Genomic DNA, 18,318 nt, shown 5'->3' on the forward strand with positions numbered 1-18,318 from the left:
CTCACATGGGGTCAGTCGAGCGTTTCGTGCGCCGCGGGAACGGAACCCAGGCGGCCGGCCTGGAAGTCCTCGAACGCCTGCAGTACCTCGGCCTTGGTGTTCATGACGAACGGTCCGGCCATCGCGACGGGCTCGCGGATCGGCTTGCCGCCGAGGAGGAACACCTCGAAGGACTTGGTCCGCGAATCCTGTGTGTCAGCCGCGGCGATCGTGAGGGTGTCACCGCGTCCGTAGACGGCCGTCTGGCCCATGCGGATCGGACGACGTTCCGAACCGACGAGCCCCTCGCCCGCGAGGACGTAGGCGAGCGCGTTGAACTCGGGGTTCCACGGCAGCGTCAGACTCGCACCCGGTGCGATCGTCGCGTGGACGAGGCTGATCGGCGTGTACGTGGACCCGGGGCCGTGGTGTCCGTCCACGTCACCGGCGATCACCCGAACGAGAGCGCCGCCGTCGGACGAGGACAGCAGGGCCACCTTCTGGCCGGTGATGTCCTGGTAGCGGGGCGCGGCCATCTTGTTGTCGCGCGGCAGGTTCACCCACAACTGGACGCCGTGGAACAGGCCACCGCTCATCACCAGGTGCTCGGGCGGGGTCTCGATGTGCAGGATGCCGCCGCCCGCGGTCATCCACTGGGTGTCGCCGCCACCGATGGTGCCGCCGCCGCCGTTGGAATCCTGGTGCTCCATGATGCCGTCGATCATGTAGGTGACGGTCTCGAAGCCGCGGTGCGGATGCCACGGGGTGCCCTTGGGTTCCCCGGGTGCGTAGTCGACCTCGCCCATCTGGTCCATGTGGATGAACGGGTCGAGGGCCGTCAGGTCGATGCCGGCGAACGCGCGGCGAACCGGGAAGCCTTCGCCCTCGTAGCCGACGGGTGCGGTGGTGAGCGAACGGACCGGGCGGTCGACGGCGCCGGGAGCGGGTGCGTCGATACGCGGCAGGGCAAGGATGTTGTCGACCGTCACGGCAGGCATGGGGTGTCTCCTCGTACTCAGGTAATTGATTGTTCAACTACTTCATAGTGTGTAACACCCGCTGCGTCCAGGTATTCCCACAGGGCGGCTCCGCCGCCCGTGCGCCTTTTTGGTAGCTGCAACAACCAGAAAGGCGCACGGGCGCGAAGCGCCTACTACTAGTTGAGGACGTTCTCGTGATCGGGGCAGTACCGCGTGATCGCGCCGATGATGTACGGGTAGACGCCGTCGTTGGTGAGCATCGGCGTCCACTCCTCACGCACCTGATCGAGGGGCTTGCCTGCGTCGAGGGCGGTGCAGATCTCACCGGCCTGATGGACCGCGAGGTCGTCGTCGGTGACGGTCTGGTTGTTCGCGCGCAGGTAGGCCAGGTAGTCGGCGGCCGTCTGCGGGTCGTCGGCGACCGAGAACACGCGGCTGCCGGGGGCGGTGGCGGCGGTCGTCCTCGCCGCCACGGAAGCCGAGGCGGACGTCGTCTCGGAGGCGGCGGTGTCGCTGTCGCCACCGCAGGCGGTGAGGATTGCCGCGGAGCAGACGGTGAGGGCGGTCAGAGCAAGGGTGCGGCGCATGGGGCGTGTGATTCCTTTCGAGGCCTGTGACGGCGACGATCGTATCGCCTGCGGGGCCGGTGTTCCCGGCGGCGATCACCCGCACTGTTTCGGGTCAGAGACCGCGATCGATGAGGTCGAGGATCTCCTCACTCGTCGCGGCGTGAATCTTGTCGACCGCGGCCGCATGCGCGTCGTCGGACGTGCCGACCTCGGCCAACAGGCTTCCGAGGCGCTGCGCGATGGCCGACCGTGCCTCGCTGTCCTCGCCGAGTTCGGCGATCGTCGCGCGCAGCCGGTCGACGTCGGCGAGAGCAACGGACATCGGATCCGGGACGAGTTCCGAGCGCAGGAACTCGGCGACCGCGCGCGGACTCGGGTGGTCGAACACCATGGTCGGCGGCAACCGCAGCCCCGTGGCGGCACCGAGATGGTTGCGGAGCGCAACCGCCGCCAGTGAATCGAAGCCGAGTTCCTTGAACGCCTGGTCGGGGTCCACCGAGTCCGACGCGTCGTAGCCGAGCACCGTGGCGGCTCCGCTCCGCACCAGATCGAGCATCAGGTGCCGCTGTTCGGGGATCGACCGGTCGGCGAGGCGCTGCGCCCAATCCGAGGGTCCGGACCCGCTCGCACCGGTCACGACCGCGTCCGACCCTGCGGCGTGCGGGCGCGATTCCCGGATCAGGCCACGCAGCGGGGCGGGAACGTACGGTGCGGCCGAACCGGAGTGGTCGAACCGTGCGGCCGCGACCGTGGGTGCACCGGCGGCCAGAGCGCTGTAAAAGAGGGCCAGGCCGTCGGCCGCGGGCATCGGAATCATTCCGCTGAGGCGGGCTCGGGCGAGGTCGATCGCGCCGAGGTTGTCGGTCATGGCGCTGGGTGTCGCCCACATGCCCCACGCGATCGAGAGCCCGGGCAGCCCGAGGGCGTGGCGGTGATGGGCGAGGGCGTCGAGGAACATGTTCGCGGCCGCATAGTTCGCCTGCCCGGGAGCCCCGAGGATGCCGGCGAGCGAAGAGAACATGACGAACGCCCGCACGTTGCTGTCCGCGGTCAGCCGGTGCAGGTTCCAGGCCGCATCGACCTTCGGTCGCAGGACCGCGTCGAGCCGCTCGGGGGTGAGCGACGCGAGGGTGCCGTCGTCGATCACGCCGGCGGCGTGGATCACCGCCGTGAGCGGGTGTTCGGGCGGTATCCCGGCCAGCAGCGCGGCGACCCCCGACTCGTCCGCGGTGTCGCAGGCAACGATGCTCACCTCGGCACCCAGACCGCGCAGTTCGCTGCGCAGTCGGTCGCTGCCCTCGGCGTCGGGTCCGTGCCGGCTTGTCAGCAGCACGTGCCGTGCCCCGTGCTCGGTCACCAGGTGCCGGGCTACGAGAGATCCCACCGTGCCGGTGCCGCCGGTGACCAGAACGGTGCCGTCGGGATCGAACGGGGTCGGTTCGTCGACGGCGGGCATGCGCCGCAACCGCGGTGCGCGCAAGGTGCCGTTCCGGGCCGCCAATTGCGGTTCCCCGCTCGCCAGTGCCGACGTGATCGCGGCCTCGGCGTCCGATGCGTCGTCGAGGTCGATCAGTACGAACCGGTCCGGGTTCTCGTTCTGTGCGGAGCCGACGAGACCCCACACCGCCGCGGCCGCGAGGTCGGGACGAGCGTCGTGGTCCTGCCCGTCGTCGGTCACCATGGCGTTGCGCGTCACGATCACGAGCGGGTTGTCGGCGACAGCCTCGTCGTCGAGCCACTCCTGGAGCAGTCGCAGTACCCGAGCGCACAGGTCGTGGGTCGCGTCCGGACCGTGGTCGCCCTCGGTCGCACACCCGACCAGCACCGTCCACGGACGCAGGTCGTCGTCGTCCGGCCTGGACTCCATCACGGTGCGCAGCGCCTCCAGGTCGGGATAGCGCGGGAACGTCGAGCCGACACCCGGGTCGCCGAACCCCTCGGCGCCGAGGACCACCGCCGGACCGGGGGGCCGTTCGGACGTGGCCACCTCCACCGGGATCCAGGCGGCCCGGTGCAGTCGCAGGGCCGCCGACCGGCCTGCGTCCTGCCCGTCGCCCGTCCTCTGCGTCACCCGCAGCGCGTCGACGGTCAGCACCGGCTCGCCCGCGGGGTCGACGGCGGCAACGCGGTACCGTCCGTCCTCGCCGGCGGTGAACCGGGCGGTCATCGCCTCTGCGCCGACGGTGTGCAGACGGATCCCCGACCAGGTCAGCGGCCAGCCGTCCCACCCGAGGAGGGGTTCGATCGCGGCCTGCAGCAGTTTCGGGTGAATACCGAAACCACTCGTGTCGGTGCCGTCGTCGAGGCGCACCTCGGTCTCGGTGTCGCCCGGGTCCTGCGGCGGCACACCGGCGGCAGGGCCGACGACGTCGTCGATCGTCGCCGAAGCGTTCCGGACCCAGCTGTCCGGGCCGTCGGTGTCACCCGACTTCGACGAGATCGTGACGGTGCGAGCGCCGTCGGTGCCGGGCGGCGACACCAGCACGCGAATCGAGGCCAGTCCCGACGGCGGGAGGACGAGCGGGTGGTGCAGGGTGAGTTCGTCGATGTGGTCGAGACCGACGTGGTGGGCCGCGTGCAGGGCGAGTTCGACCGGCACCGCAGGCAACAACGTCTTCGCTTCGACGGTCGACGGCTGGTCGCCGTCGTCGATCGTCGGTGGCACGAGCCATGGATCCCGGTGCAGGGACAGCTGTCCGGTGAACAGGGTCGCGTCGTCGTCGAGCGTCACCGCGGCACCGAGCAGCGGATGATCGGCCGGGGTCAGACCCAGCTCGGTCGGGTCGCCGGTATGTCGGGTGGACGCCGTCGGCCAGTAGGAGCGGCGCTGGAATGCGTAGGTGGGCAGGGCCACCCGGCGGCGACCGGGCAGCACCCGATCCCAGTCGATGGTGGCCCCCTGCACGTAGGCGGCGGCGACCGCCTCGATGATCCCGTGTGCCTCGTCTCCGCGTCCGGGCAGCGTGGCGATCGTGTTCGGGACGACCTCGGCGGCGAGTGCCGCCAGGGCCGCGCCGGGACCGACTTCGACGAGGCGGGTGACGCCGAGTTCGTCGAGGGCGCAGACGCCGTCGTGGAAACGCACCGCGTGCCGGATGTGCCGGGTCCAGTAGTCCGGGGCCATGAGTTCCTCGGCGGTGGCGACGCGCCCGGTGACGTTGGAGACGACCGGAATCGTCGGCGGCTGCGCCGTCAGCCTCGACACGACGGCGGCGAACTGGTCGAGGATGGGGTCCATCAGGGTCGAATGGAAGGCCCGCTCGACCCGCAGGCTCGTGGTCTTCAGACCGGCGGCGGACAATTCGGAGGCGACGGCCTGCACGTCGCGTTCGGCGCCGGCGAGAACGACGGATTCGGCGCCGTTGACGGCCGCGAGATCGACGCGCCCGTCGATCCGCGGGAGGATGTCCTCCTCGCGGGCCCGTACGGCGATCATCAGACCCGGTTTGGTCGACTGCATCAACCGCCCACGGTCACCCACCAGAGCGGCGGCATCGGGCAGGCTGAACACCCCCGCGACGTGTGCCGCGGTGATCTCGCCGATCGAATGGCCGATCAGGTAGTCGGGGGTGATGCCCCAGTCCCGCAGCAGCCGATAGAGCGCGACCTCGATGGCGAACAGTGCCGGTTGGGTGTATTCGGTGCTGTCGAGCTTCGCACCGCCGCCGTCGGACTCGTCCCAGATCACTTGCCGTACCGGGGTTTCCACGTGCTCGTCGAGTGCGGAGCAGACCTCGTCCAGTGCCCTCGCGAACACCGGGTACGCCTCGTAGAGGTCGCGGCCCATCCCGATGCGCTGCGCACCCTGGCCGGTGAACATGAAGGCCGTCTTGCCGCGGGCGCTCGTGCCGGTGACGACGTTGCCGCCGGGTCGCCCCGTGACGATGCGGGCGAGACCCTCGCGCAGGTCGGCCAGTGTTTCGCCGATCACCGCGGCGCGGTGGGTGAATCCGGATCGGGTGGTGGCCAGTGAGTAGGCGAGGTCGGCCGGATCCGGGAGTTCGGACTCGTCCGTGTCGAGAAACTCCGCCAGCCGGGTGGCCTGCGCCCGCAGCGCATCCCCGGTCTTTCCGGAGATCACCCAGACCAGCGGCGACGCCGACGGAGAGACCTCCGGCGCCGTGTCCTCGGGCGGCTGTTCGAGGATCATGTGCGAGTTGGTGCCGCTGATACCGAACGACGAGACGGCCGCCCGCCGGGGTCGTCCGGTCTTCGGCCAGGCAACCGATTCGGCGAGCAGCGAGACCTCGCCCGCGGTCCAGTCGACGTGCCGGGTGGGGACGTCGCCGTGCAGGCTCGGTGGCAGCATCCCGTGCCGCATCGCCATCACCATCTTGATCACGCCCGCGACGCCCGCCGCCGCCTGGGAGTGGCCGATGTTCGACTTGACGGAACCGAGCCACAGCGGCCGGCCCTCCCGGCCCTGCCCGTACGCCGCCAGCAGTGCCTGCGCCTCGATCGGGTCGCCGAGCGTGGTGCCGGTGCCGTGTGCCTCCACGGCGTCGATGTCTGTGGGGCCGAGCGCGGCGTCCGCCAGCGCCTGGCGGATGACCCGTTCCTGGGACGGCCCGTTCGGGGCGGTCAATCCGTTGGACGCCCCGTCCTGATTGACCGCCGATCCGCGGATGATCGCCAGCACCCGGTGGCCGTTGCGCCGGGCGTCGCTGAGCCGCTCCAGCACCACCATTCCCGCGCCCTCGCTGAGCCCGGTGCCGTCGGCCCGGTCGGAGAACGGCTTGCAGCGTCCGTCCGAGGCGAGCCCGCGCTGGCGGCTGAACTCGATCAGCACACCGGGTGTGGACATCACCGTCGCCCCGCCGGCCAGCGCCAGCGCGCATTCCCCGTCGCGGAGCGCCCGCGCCGCAAGATGCATGGCCACCAGCGACGACGAGCAGGCGGTGTCCACGGTGACCGCGGGACCGGTGAAGCCGAGGGAGTAGGAGATCCGGCCGGACGCCACGCTGTTGCTCGTCCCGGTCATCAGATAACCCTCGGCGTCGACGTTGCGCTGAGTCATCAGGTGGAAGCCGTAGTCGCCGCCCATCAGCCCGACGTACACGCCGGTGTCGGTGAGGCCGGGCGTGGTCGGCCGGATTCCCGCCTGCTCCAAGGCTTCCCAGGCACTCTCGAGAAGCAGCCGGTGCTGCGGGTCCATCGCGATCGCCTCGCGCGGGCTGATCCCGAAGAACGCGGCGTCGAACTCGTCTGCGTCGTAGAGGAACCCGCCCTCCTTCATGTACGTGGTGCCGGCCCGGTTGGGGTCGGGGTCGTACACCTCGTCGAGATTCCAGCCCCGGTTGTGGGGGTACGCGCCCACGGCGTTGCGGCCGTCCCGGACGAGCCGCCACAGGTCCTCCGGGCAGTACACCTTGCCCGGGTATCGGCACGCCATTCCCACGATCACGATCGGGTCGTCGTCCCTGCGGGCACGTGTCGGCCCGGCCGGCTGCGGAGCCGCATCGTCGCCGAGCAGGCGCGCCACCAGCTCCTGGGTCAGCGCGTCCGCGGTGGGATGGTCGAACACCACTGTCGCGGCCAGTCGCACACCGGTGGCGGTCGCCAGCTGATTGCGCAGTTGCACCGCGGTCAGCGAGTCGAAACCGAGTTGTTTGAAGGCACGTTCCGGGTCGATCGCCTCCTTGCCTTCGTGACCCAGCACGGCCGCCACGTGGGTGGTGACGATGTCGAGCACGCGGCTGTGCCGCTCGGCGGGGTCCAGCGCCCGCAACTCCTCGGCCAGTCCGGTCGGGGAATCGGCGGCAGCGGCGCGGCGACGGCGGACGCCGAGCACTCGGCGCAGGATCGGCGGCAGCGACTCACCGTCGGATCGGGAGGCCCTCGTCGAGAGCCGTATCGGCACGATCAACGGACGGTTCACGGCAAGGGCAGCGTCGAACAGGGCCAGACCCGACTCCGGACTGATGGTGTCGATGCCACTGCGCTGCAACCGGTCGAGGTCGGCCGCATTCAGATGGGACGTCATGCCGCTGGGCCGGTCCCACAGTCCCCAGGCCATGGACGTCGCGGGCAGCCCGCGGGCGCGGCGGTGCTGCGCGAGTGCGTCGAGGAAGACATTCGCCGCCGCATAGTTCGCCTGGCCTGCGCCGCCGAGCACACCCGCCGCCGAGGAGAACAGCACGAATGCCGACAAGTCGCGGTCCCGGGTGAGTTCGTGCAGATGCCAGGCACCGTCCACCTTGGGACGAAGGACGGCGTGCAACTGGTCTTCGGTCAGGGTGGCGGCGGTGGCGTCCTCGAGCACTCCGGCGGCGTGGATCACGCCGGACAGGTCGGGAATGCCGGCAAGGAGAGCGGCCACCGCGGCGCGGTCGGCCACGTCGCAGGCGACAGCGTTGACCTCCGCCCCGGACTCGGCGAACTCGGCACGCAGTTCGGCCGCACTCTCGGGATCGAGCGCGTGCCGTCCGGTCAGCAGCAGCCGGCGCACCCCGTGCCGCGCGACGAGGTGGCGGGCGATCAGTCTGCCGATGGTTCCCGTGCCGCCGGTGATCAGGACTGTGCCGTCCGGGCCGAAGATCGCGGGTACCGGTTCGGGTGCCGCCGCAACGGGTGTCACCGCGGCGAGCATGGGCGCCAGCAGTACGCCGTCCCGGATGGCCAGCTGAGGCTCGTTGCAGGCCAGGGCCATGGAGATCAACGAAGGGTCACCGGCGTGTGCGTCCAGGTCCACCAGGGTGATGCGGTCCGGGTGCTCGTTCTGCACCGCGCCGATCAGTCCCCACGCGGGGGCGGCGGACACGTCGTCGACGGGATCGTCGTCGCGGACCGCCACCGCGAGCCTCGTCGTGACCAGCAGGCGGGTCTCGGCCAGGCGATCGTCGCGGAGCCAGGACTGGACCGCCCGCAACGTCGCCTCCGCGGCGGCGTGCGCCCGAGCCGGCGTGTCCGGCTCGTCGCCCGGTTCGCCGTCGAGCCACAGCACGCGACCCTCCGGATCACCGCCGGCAAGCGCCTCCTCGAGCGGCATCAGGTCTGCCGGGGCGGTGCTGGACGCACCCACCGGCATCCACTCCACGCGGTAGAGGCTGTCTCGCACCCCGGCGGCAGGCACGCCCGCGTCCCCGAGCGGCCGCAGCGCTAGCGATTCGGCGGTCAGCACCGGTCTGCCGGCCGCGTCGTACGCGGAGATCCGGTAGCGCTCGGGTCCGGTCGTGTTGACGTGCACGCGCAAGGCGGTGGCGCCTACGGCGTGCAGTTGCACCTTGTCCCATGCGAACGGCAGCCGGACACCGGAGTCTGCGGCTCCCAGCGCAATCACGTGCAGGGCTGCGTCGAGCACCGCCGGATGGATCCCGTATCCCGCGACCGCCGCAGCCGGGTCCTCTCCGCTCAGCCGCACCTCGCCGTACAGGTCGTCGCCGCGCCGCCACGCCGCGCGGAGACCACGGAAGGCGGGGCCGTACTCGTAGCCGGCCTCGTCGAGCACGTCGTACAGGCCTCGAACGTCGATCGGCGTGGCATCGGCGGGCGGCCAGGGCTGTTCGGGGGAGTCGGCGGTGTCCACGGCCGCCGCGAGCGTGCCGGTGGCGTGCCGGGTCCACGGGGTGTCCTGCGCGGCATCGGCAGGCCGGGAGTGCACCGACACCGTGGTTCGGCCCGCTGCACCGTCGGCGAGCACGCTCACCTGCAATGCCACCTCACCCTCGGCGGGGATCACCAGGGGTGCCTCGATGGCGAGTTCCTCGAGCCGGCCGCACCCCACGCGGTTCCCCGCGTGGAGGGCGAGCTCTACGAAAGCCGTGCCCGGCAGAATGACGGTGCCCCTGACGCCGTGGTCGCTCAGCCATGGAAGGCGTTGTGGCGACAGCAGTCCCGTGAACACCGCGCCCCGGCCGTCGCCGAGCTCGACCGACGCGGCGAGCATCGGGTGTCCACCCGTTTCCATGCCCGTCGACGCGAAATCGCCCTGTGGAACCGGACTTTCCAGCCAGTAGCGGCGGTGCTGGAAGGCGTACGTGGGGAGGTCCACCCACTGCTGCCGATCGTCGTGTCGAGCCCAGCGCACCCGATCCCACTCGACGTGCAGCCCGTGCACCTGTGCCTCGGCGAGTGCGGCGGTGAACTGGCGGAGGCCCGCGCGGTCGCGCCGGATGGTGCCGATGGCGCGGCCGGCGACACCCGCCGCGTCGAGGGTTTCCTGCAACGGCACGGTGAGGACGGGGTGGCTGCACGACTCGACGAACAGTCGATACCCGTCCGCGGCCAGTGATCTCGTCGCTTGCTCGAACCGGACCGTCCGTCGCAGATTCCGGTACCAGTAGTCCGCGTCCAATGCGGTGCCGTCCAGCACACCACCGGTCACCGACGAGTAGAACGGAATTCGCGACCGGCGGGGCGTGATGGAGGCGAGGACGTCGAGAATGGGTTCCCGCAGAACGGAGACGTCCGCGCAATGCGACGCGTATTCCACCGCGATCCGCCTGGCCTGGACGCCGTCGCCCTGCAACTGCCCGACCAGGAGGTCGAGGGCGTCGACGGGTCCGGAGATCACCGTCGCGGACGGCCCGTTGATCGCCGCGACCTCGACGGCGCCGGCCCAGGGCTGAATCGTTTCCCGCACGATGTCCGCCGGCAGAGCCACCGAGGCCATTCCCCCGCCCCGCCGGGCCGACGCGCCGATCACCCTGCTGCGCGCGGCCACGACGAGTGCCGCGTCCGGAAGGCTCAGCGCACCCGCGACATACGCGGCCGCGATCTCGCCCTGTGAATGTCCGACGACGGCCGCCGGTTCGACGCCGTGGGAGCGCCACAGCTCCGCGAGACCGACCATCATCGCGAACAACGCCGGTTGCACCACGTCGACCCGGTCCAGCGCCGCGGGATCGCGGTCGCGCAGCACGTCCAGCAGCGAGAAGTTGGTGTACGGGGCCAGCGCGTCGGCGCACTCCCGCACGGTGTCGGCGAACACCGGCGACGTGTCCAGTAACTCGGTGGCCATGCCCACCCACTGCGAACCCTGGCCGGGGAAGACGAACACCGGCCGGTCGCCCGCTTCCAACGCCACACCGGTGACGACGTCGGCGCTGGGCGCACCTCGGCCGAGTGCGTCGAGGCCGCTCAGCAGACTCTGGGGCCGTGCGCCGATCACGGCGGCGCGGTGATCGAACGCGGCACGGGAACCCAGTAGTGCGCCTGCCACCGCGGCGGGCGTCAGCTCGGGGTGCTCGGTGACGTAGTCGCGCAGCCGCTCGGCCTGGGCGCGCAGCGCGAGCTCGGTGTGGCCCGAAAGGAACCAGGCCACGACTTCGTCCGGGGGAGTAGCTGATTCGGAAGTTGTCGGCTCGACCGGTGGGGACTCCTCCAGGACGACGTGCGCGTTGGTGCCGCTGATGCCGAATGACGAGACCGCCGCCCGCCGGGGCCGATCGGACCCCGGCCACTCCCGGTTCTCGGTGAGCAACGACACCGAACCGGCGGACCAGTCGACGTGCGGGGTCGGCCGGTCGACGTGCAGCGTCTTCGGCAGGACACCGTGCCGCATCGCCATGATCATCTTGATCACCCCGGCCACGCCGGCGGCCGCCTGGGTGTGCCCGAGGTTCGACTTCACCGAGCCGAGCCACAGCGGCCGGTCGGCGGGGCGGTCGCGGCCGTAGCCGGCCAGCAGGGCGGACGCCTCGATCGGATCGCCCAGTTTCGTGCCGGTGCCGTGCGCCTCGACCACGTCGACATCGCCCGGGCCGAGTCCCGCATTGGCCAGCGCCTGCGCGATCACCCGCTCCTGAGCCTGCCTGTTCGGGGCGGTCAGGCCGTTGCTGGCGCCGTCCTGATTCACCGCGCTGCCGCGGATGACGGCCAGTATCCGGCGACCCTTGCGCTCTGCGTCGGACAGCCGTTCCAACGCGACCATCCCCGCACCTTCACCCCACGCCGTTCCGTCCGCAGCGGCGGAGAATGCCTTGCACCGGCCGTCCCGGGCCAGTCCGCGCTGGCGGCTGAACTCCACGAACACCGCGGGGGTCGCCATGACGGTCGCCCCGCCCGCCAGCGCCAGTTCGCACTCGCCGCTGCGCAGCGCCTGCATGGCGAGGTGGATGGACACCAGCGACGACGAGCACGCGGTGTCCACCGTGATCGCGGGTCCGTTCAGGCCGAAGCTGTAGGCCACTCGGCCGGACGCGACGCTCATGGCGTTGCCGGTGATGAAGTACCCCTCGAGGTCCTCGGGCGGCATGCCGCCCGCCCGCGCCGCGTAGTCGATGCCGGACAGCCCCGTGAAGACGCCGACCTGGCGGCCGTGCACCGACCGCGGATCGATGCCGGCGTGTTCGAACGTCTCCCAGCTCGTCTCGAGGAGAAGTCGCTGCTGCGGGTCCATCGCCAGCGCCTCGCGCGGCGAGATGCCGAAGACCTCGGGGTCGAACCCCGCCGGGTCGTCGAGGAAGCTGCCCTGCACCGTGTATGTCTTGCCGGCCTGCTCGGCCGTCGGATCGTAGAGGTCCGCCAGGCCCCAGCCCCGGTCCTCGGGGAACCCGGCGACGGTGTCGGTGCCGGACTCCACCAGGCGCCACAGGTCCTGCGGCGATCGCACCCCGCCGGGGAACCGGCAGCCCATCCCGATGACGGCGATCGGTTCACGGCTCACACCCTCGACCTCGCGCAGCTTCTCCCGCGCTTGGTAGAGCTCCGCGGTGACTCGCTTCAGATAGTCGAGGAGCTTCGCCTGATCGGCCATATCGGGGTCCTATCCGAGATCCGCCTCTGGTAGCGCGGAAACCTCGATTGTATCCGCCACCACCATGCGGAGGCAGCGGTCCGAGCATCACCTTCGATCGATCTGCCTGGTCAATTCGGGCAGGTCACATGGGATACCCGCCACTGCTCCGGTCCACACCACTTCCAGTTATTCGGCTGCCCGGCGACCGCTGAGGGAGGTAGTGTGGCGACTCCGAGCAGGATCCGTATCGAGGAGGTGAGACCTGTGTCCGTTCGTTCAGTTCGGGTGCTCTCACTCCGCGACCGCGCGGTCGTACCGACATAAGGTGACCGGGAGAGCGCCCATCGGCATTCCGGAAGGCTCTCCCATGTCAATGTCTCTCTCACCGTCCCTCGAATTCGTTCTCGTCACGAGGCTTCGCGCCGCCGGCTGTGTGTTCGCCGAGGACGAGGCCCGCTTGATCGTCTCCGCGGCCAGGACGTCCGACGAACTCGCGTCGATGCTGGACCGCCGCGTCGCAGGCGTCCCCCTCGAACACGTCCTCGGCTGGGCCGAATTCTGCGGGCTCCGGATCGCGGTCGATCCGCGGGTGTTCGTTCCGCGCCGCCGCACCGCGTTCCTCGTCGAGCAGGCCGGCGCCCTCGCGTGCCCGCGCGCTGTCGTGGTCGACCTGTGTTGCGGTTCGGGCGCGGTGGGTGCCGCGCTCGCCGAGACGCTGGGGGACGGCATCGAGTTGTATGCGGTGGACATCGACCCCGCCGCGGTCCGGTGCGCGCGACGCAACGTCCCAGACCCCGGCCGGGTGTTCGAGGGCGACCTGTACGAACCGTTGCCCACCACGCTGAGGGGAAGCGTCGACGTCCTGGTCGCCAACGCACCGTACGTGCCCACCGACGCGATCCGGTTGATGCCGCCGGAGGCCCGGTTCCACGAACCACGGGTCTCGCTCGACGGCGGCGCGGACGGACTCGACACCCAGCGGCGGGTGACCCTCGGGGCGCGCGACTGGCTCGCGCCGGGCGGTCATCTACTGATCGAGACCAGTGCGAGCCAGGCCGCGCTCACCGCCGAAGCTTTCGCCGAGGCCGGGTTGATCACCCGGATCGAGATCTCGGACGACATGGACGCCACCGTCGTCGTGGGCGCCAACCCCAGGTGAGTGCCGAAGCGTCCCGGGGCACGCTTTGTCACTCACATGCGGGTGGCTGCTCACTTTCGATCCGCACGCAGCAGTACCCGTCGGCGGGTGCCAGTGTGGCGCGGCGATCCTCGCATCCCGCGCCGTCGAGCAGTCCGGAGAGCAGCGCGAGGTTCATTCCGCACACCATGTCGGTGTGCTGCCGGGCGAGCGTGTGGAACGGGCAGTTGACCAGGACGATGGTGCCGTCGCTGCGGCGCGGTTCGTAACCGCACGTCGCGAGCGCCGCGAGCAGATCGTCGTCCGTGCAGCCGGTGTCGGCGCCGAGGCCGCGCCCGAAGTCGTGGGCACGCGCGGAGAGGGCCGCCCGCGGCGATGCGCCGGTGGCGTCCGCGTCCTCGATCGCCCGGGCGAACAACTCGCCGGCGAGTGCGTACGCCCGCTCGGGCAGGTGTACGGAGAATTCACGGTCGGATCGTCGGTAGAGCTTGGCGGGCCGCCCCGCGCCCGGACCCGACCGCCCCCCGCGCCGCGCGAACTCGACCGCCAGTAGCCCCTCGTCGGCCAGCTTCTCGAGATGGAACGCGGACGTCGAGCGAGCGAGTCCCAGCGCCTCGGCGACGTCGTCGCGGCTGACCGGCGTCGTCTGCGTACGCACGTGGTCGTACACCCGCCTGCGCACCGGCTCGTCGAGGGAGGAGACGGCCGAGACGTCCGAGCGTGGAGTGTCACCCATGGACCCATTGTAAAACCGAGAACCGTTGACTTAATTGTGCGGGAAATTCTATAGTCAATACACATAGTTTTTAGAAGGAGTCGTCATGGCTACCAACACACCCCACGAGGTCAGCCACGGTTCGCACACCCTGGCCGACCCCGGCTATCAGGCCTTTCTCGTGCTGCGCACGGTCTTCACCGTGGCGCCGATCGTGTTCGGGCTGGACAAGTTCACGAACTGGCTCACCGACTGGCCGGCCTACCTCGCGCCGTGGATCGACGGCATCCTGCCGGGAACCGCGCAGCAGGGCATGTACGCCGTCGGCGTGATCGAAGTGATCGCAGGAATCCTCGTCGCCGTGGCGCCGCGGATCGGCGCCTGGGTCGTCGCGGCCTGGCTGGCCGGAATCATCGTCAACCTGGTCACGCTGTCCGGGTACTACGACGTCGCACTGCGCGACTTCGGGTTGCTCGCCGGTGCCGTCGCTCTCGGCCTGCTCGCCGCGGAGTACGGGCGCCCGCTCCACCGCCCCCACACCTGATCGGTACCGCGCACCGCACGTGAGATGCACCTCATCGACTGTTTCCAGTGACTCGACCGCTCGTAGTCTGTGTGGTCGTGTCGGTAGGAGCGCAGGACCAGGGGACCGGGTCTCGGGATCACGGTGTGCCGATCCCTGCGCCGGCGCCGGCACGCTCGTTGCTCCTGGGGGTACCCAAACAGGGTCGGCGCTGGCCGAGCGTGGTCCGCGCCGCGGTGGCCGTGTGCCTGCCCGCGCTGGTGGGCGTCGCGCTCGGACACTCTGCGGTCGCCGCGACGGCGACGCTGGGAGCCTTCGCCGTCGTCTACGGCGAGGGCAGGGCGTACCGGGTGCGGTGGCGGGTGGTCTCGATCGCCGCCGCCGTGATGGTGCTCCTCGCCGGTGTGGGCGCGGCGGTCGGTGCACTCGTGCACGACGCGACGTCGGCGGGCGGTTCCGCGCGGTGGGGGATGGCGCTCGTCCTCACGATGACCGTCGTCGTGGCCGTCTGCGCCTTCGTCGTCGACGGGCTGCGGCTGGGAGCGCCCGGTGCCTTCCTCCCGCTGCTGACGGTGGAGATCTCGTCCGCGCTGCCCGCCCTCGGTGTCTCCGTGGCCGAGGTGACGTCCTGGGCGGCGGCCGGCGCGGTGTCGGCGTTGCTCGTGTCGATGTCGGGGCTGCTCGCGCGTCCACGCACCCCCGAGCGTGCCGCAGTCGCGACCGCGGTCGCCGCAGTCGAGGCCGCACTCTCCGACACCCCCGCACCGAATTCCCGTCGGGACGCGGTGCGGTCGCTGCACGCCGCGTGGCAGTGCCTGCACGACGCCGCCCTCGTCGGGCGTGACCATCCACTGACCCGCACGTTGCGCGCGGCTCACCTGCGGTGCGCGGCCACGGTGCACGGTTTCGGCGCGGACCACGCCTCCGACGAAGACGACCTGCGGCCGCAGGTCCCGCTGCCCAGGCCGTCGATCCGCTACCGGCTCGCGCGGGCGGCTCACCTCCGGGGCCGGTCCTGGACGATCGTCGCCCGACTGCTGGTCGCGTGCCCCGCCGCCGGTCTCCTGGCGCTGGGTCTCGGTGTCGCCCGTCCCGACTGGGCCGTGATCACCGCGGCGATGATCCTGCATCAGGGCCCGGATCGGGTGCTGGGGACGTACCGCGGGCTGCACCGGTTCTTCGGAACGGTGCTCGGACTCGTTCTGCTCGCCACGCTCGCGACGCTCGACCTGTCGGCGGCGGCGCTGGTACTCGTCGTGGCGCTCCTGATGGCGGGGACGGAAGCGTTCCTCGTCCGCAACTACGGCCTGGCGATGGTGTTCATCACCCCGCTCGCGTTGGTTCTCGGCGGTCTCGGAACGCACGTCGACCTCGTCGCCGTCACCCGGGACCGGCTTCTCGAGACCGTCCTCGGTGTGGCGGTGGCGCTGCTCGTGTTGTGGACCGTGCTTCCGGGTTCGTATCGGCGGATCCTGCGCGACGCGGACGAGCAGGTGGCCGGGACGATCGGGCGGCTCGGCGATGCGCGGGAACCGGATGCCGTCGCGGAACTCGGCCGGGATCTCGAGTTCGATCTGCATGCGTCCACCACTGCCGCGATCACCGCCGCCCACACCGACCCGGCGTGGACCCGCGACCGGTGGCCCGAGCACCACCACCTCCACGAGCTCGGCTACCGAATCCTCACCCGGCACTTCGGACCTCGTCTTTAGCCGGTCGGCACCGGATCTCCGCTGTTAGGGTTCGGTGATGGGTCCTGTGACGGGAATCGGAACAGCTATTCGGGCCTCGTTGGCCGCGGCTCTCTGCGTCGGCATGCTGGCCGCGTGCGCGTCGGACGAGGAACCGCAGAGCGATCCGGCGGCCACCTGTGCGGACGTTCCCAACGGCACCCCGATCGCCAAGGCACCGCCGCCCCCCGGTCCGGCGCCGACCACCCAGAACCTCGCGACCAACCCCGAGATCGCCACCGTGTACCGCTCCGGGATGGTGCCGGTGAGCACCGCGTCGTATGCGGTCTCCACCGCCAATCCCGTGTCGACGCAAGCCGCGTGCGAGGTGTTGCGGGACGGGGGCACGGCCGCCGACGCGCTGATCGTGGCCCAGACCGTTCTCGGCCTCGTCGAACCGCAGTCGTCCGGAATCGGGGGCGGGGCGTTCCTGCTCTACTACGACGCCGGGCAGAAGAGTGTCGAGGCGTACGACGGGCGCGAGGTCGCGCCGATGGCGGCGACGGAGAACTACCTGCGCTGGATCAGCGACACCGACCGCACCGAGCCCAAGCCCGACGCCCGGGCGAGTGGCCGGTCCATCGGGGTTCCCGGGGTGGTGCGGATGCTCGAGCTGGCGCACCGCGAACACGGCCGGGACCAGTGGCGGGAACTGTTCGACCCGGCCATCTCGCTCGCGGACCAGGGACTCGAGGTCAGCCCCCGGATGGCCGGGCAGATCGCCGAGTCCGCTCCCGATCTGGCGCTCGACGAGCCGTCGAAGGCGTACTTCCTCAACCCGGACGGCAGCCCCAAGCCGGCAGGCACGAAGCTGACCAACCCGGCCATGGCCAAGACGCTCGGCGCGATCGCGGCGGGCGGTGCCGACGCCTTCTACACCGGGGCCATCGCCCAGGGCATCGTCGATGCGACGGCGACGGCGTCGGGTGGGCGCACTCCCGGACAGATGACTCTCGACGACCTCGCGAACTACCAGGCGAAGAAGCGGACGGCGCTGTGCACGCCGTATCGGGATCACGAGATCTGCGGCATGCCCAACCCGTCGTCCGGTGGCACGGCGGTCGCGGCGACGCTCGGCATCCTGGAGAACTTCGACCTGTCCGAATACGGGCCCACGAACCTCGACGACAACGGCGGCAAGCCGACGGCGGAGGCCGTGCATCTCATCTCCGAGGCGGAGCGACTGGCGTACGCCGACCGGGACAAGTACGTCGCGGACTCCGATTTCGTTCCGCTGCCGGGCAATTCCCTCGACACGCTGCTGAGCGAGGACTACCTGAAGCAGCGGGCCGGCCTCATCGACCCCGGCAAGAGCATGGGCACCGCGCAACCGGGCAACTTCGGGCCGGTCCCGCTCGGTGTGCAACCGCAGGACAAGGAACACGGCACCAGCCACATCTCGATCGCCGACAAGTACGGCAACGTCGCGTCGATGACGACGACGGTGGAATCGGCGTTCGGCTCGTTCCACATGACGGACGGCTTCGTGCTCAACAATCAGCTCACCGACTTCTCGGCCCAGCCCGTCGGGCCGGACGGGACGCCGCTCGCCAACCGTGTCGAACCGGGTAAGCGGCCCCGCAGTTCGATGGCCCCGACGCTCGTCTTCGACCGCGGCAGCGACGGTTCGCTGGGGGACGTCCAGTACGTGACGGGGTCGCCGGGCGGTTCCGTGATCATCCAGTTCGTCGTGAAAACGCTCGTGGGAATGCTGGATTGGGGTCTGAACCCGCAGCAGGCGGTGTCGGCGGTCGACTTCGGAGCGGCCAACACCCCGGTCACCGGCGTCGGCGGGGAGCATCCGAACATCAATGCGGCCAACGACGGCGCCGACGACCCCCTGATCGTGCAGTTGCGGGCGATGGGTCACCAGGTGTCGGTCGCGCCGCAGTCCAGCGGGCTCAGCGCGCTGCAGCGCCAGGACGCGGGTTGGGTCGGCGGCGCGGACCCACGCCGGGAGGGCGCGGTGATGGGTGACGGTACGGGTTAGGCACCGCCACCGCAGG

8 protein-coding genes are annotated in these 18,318 nt (G+C 70.6%); 4 read left to right on the plus strand and 4 right to left on the minus strand.

The window, feature by feature from the left end:
* Positions 1-11: 11 nt before the first annotated feature.
* The 3 genes from QM806_RS11360 to QM806_RS11370 all read right to left on the minus strand — a co-directional run bounded on the left by QM806_RS11360 (position 12) and on the right by QM806_RS11370 (position 12,224).
* Entirely contained in the window at positions 12-977 is a 966-nt protein-coding gene (locus QM806_RS11360) for a pirin family protein (protein ID WP_005569602.1), read from the minus strand.
* Positions 978-1,135: 158 nt separating this feature from the next.
* Entirely contained in the window at positions 1,136-1,546 is a 411-nt protein-coding gene (locus QM806_RS11365) for a DUF732 domain-containing protein (RefSeq protein ID WP_005248623.1), read from the minus strand.
* A 94-nt stretch (positions 1,547-1,640) separates the two neighbouring features.
* Positions 1,641-12,224: a type I polyketide synthase gene (locus tag QM806_RS11370; RefSeq protein ID WP_283291386.1), complete on the minus strand. Its 10,584-nt coding sequence runs from the start codon at positions 12,222-12,224 to the stop codon at positions 1,641-1,643.
* Between the two features lie 349 nt (positions 12,225-12,573).
* Here QM806_RS11370 and QM806_RS11375 point away from each other — a divergent pair, with 349 nt between their 5' ends.
* Entirely contained in the window at positions 12,574-13,365 is a 792-nt protein-coding gene (locus tag QM806_RS11375) for a putative protein N(5)-glutamine methyltransferase (protein ID WP_043793935.1), read from the plus strand.
* A gap of 28 nt (positions 13,366-13,393) precedes the next feature.
* On the opposite strand, the gene QM806_RS11380 is transcribed toward QM806_RS11375, so the two are convergent.
* Positions 13,394-14,080: a helix-turn-helix transcriptional regulator gene (locus QM806_RS11380; RefSeq protein ID WP_005574586.1), complete on the minus strand. Its 687-nt coding sequence runs from the start codon at positions 14,078-14,080 to the stop codon at positions 13,394-13,396.
* Between the two features lie 85 nt (positions 14,081-14,165).
* Here QM806_RS11380 and QM806_RS11385 point away from each other — a divergent pair, with 85 nt between their 5' ends.
* The 3 genes from QM806_RS11385 (at position 14,166) to ggt (ending at position 18,302) form a co-directional block, all read left to right on the plus strand.
* Complete coding sequence (locus tag QM806_RS11385) at positions 14,166-14,603, plus strand: DoxX family membrane protein (protein ID WP_005253393.1); 438 nt, start codon at positions 14,166-14,168, stop codon at positions 14,601-14,603.
* 125 nt (positions 14,604-14,728) lie between these two features.
* Positions 14,729-16,294 carry an FUSC family protein gene (locus QM806_RS11390; RefSeq protein ID WP_283291390.1) on the plus strand — a complete coding sequence of 522 codons (1,566 nt, stop codon included), beginning with the start codon at positions 14,729-14,731 and terminating at the stop codon, positions 16,292-16,294.
* 37 nt (positions 16,295-16,331) lie between these two features.
* Positions 16,332-18,302 (plus strand): gamma-glutamyltransferase, encoded by a 1,971-nt coding sequence (gene ggt / locus QM806_RS11395; RefSeq protein ID WP_043790318.1) that lies wholly within the window; start codon positions 16,332-16,334, stop codon positions 18,300-18,302.
* Positions 18,303-18,318 lie beyond the last annotated feature (16 nt).

This window comes from Rhodococcus sp. IEGM 1351 (assembly GCF_030056875.1).
In the GTDB taxonomy this organism is placed as follows: Bacteria; Actinomycetota; Actinomycetes; order Mycobacteriales; family Mycobacteriaceae; genus Rhodococcus_F; species Rhodococcus_F opacus.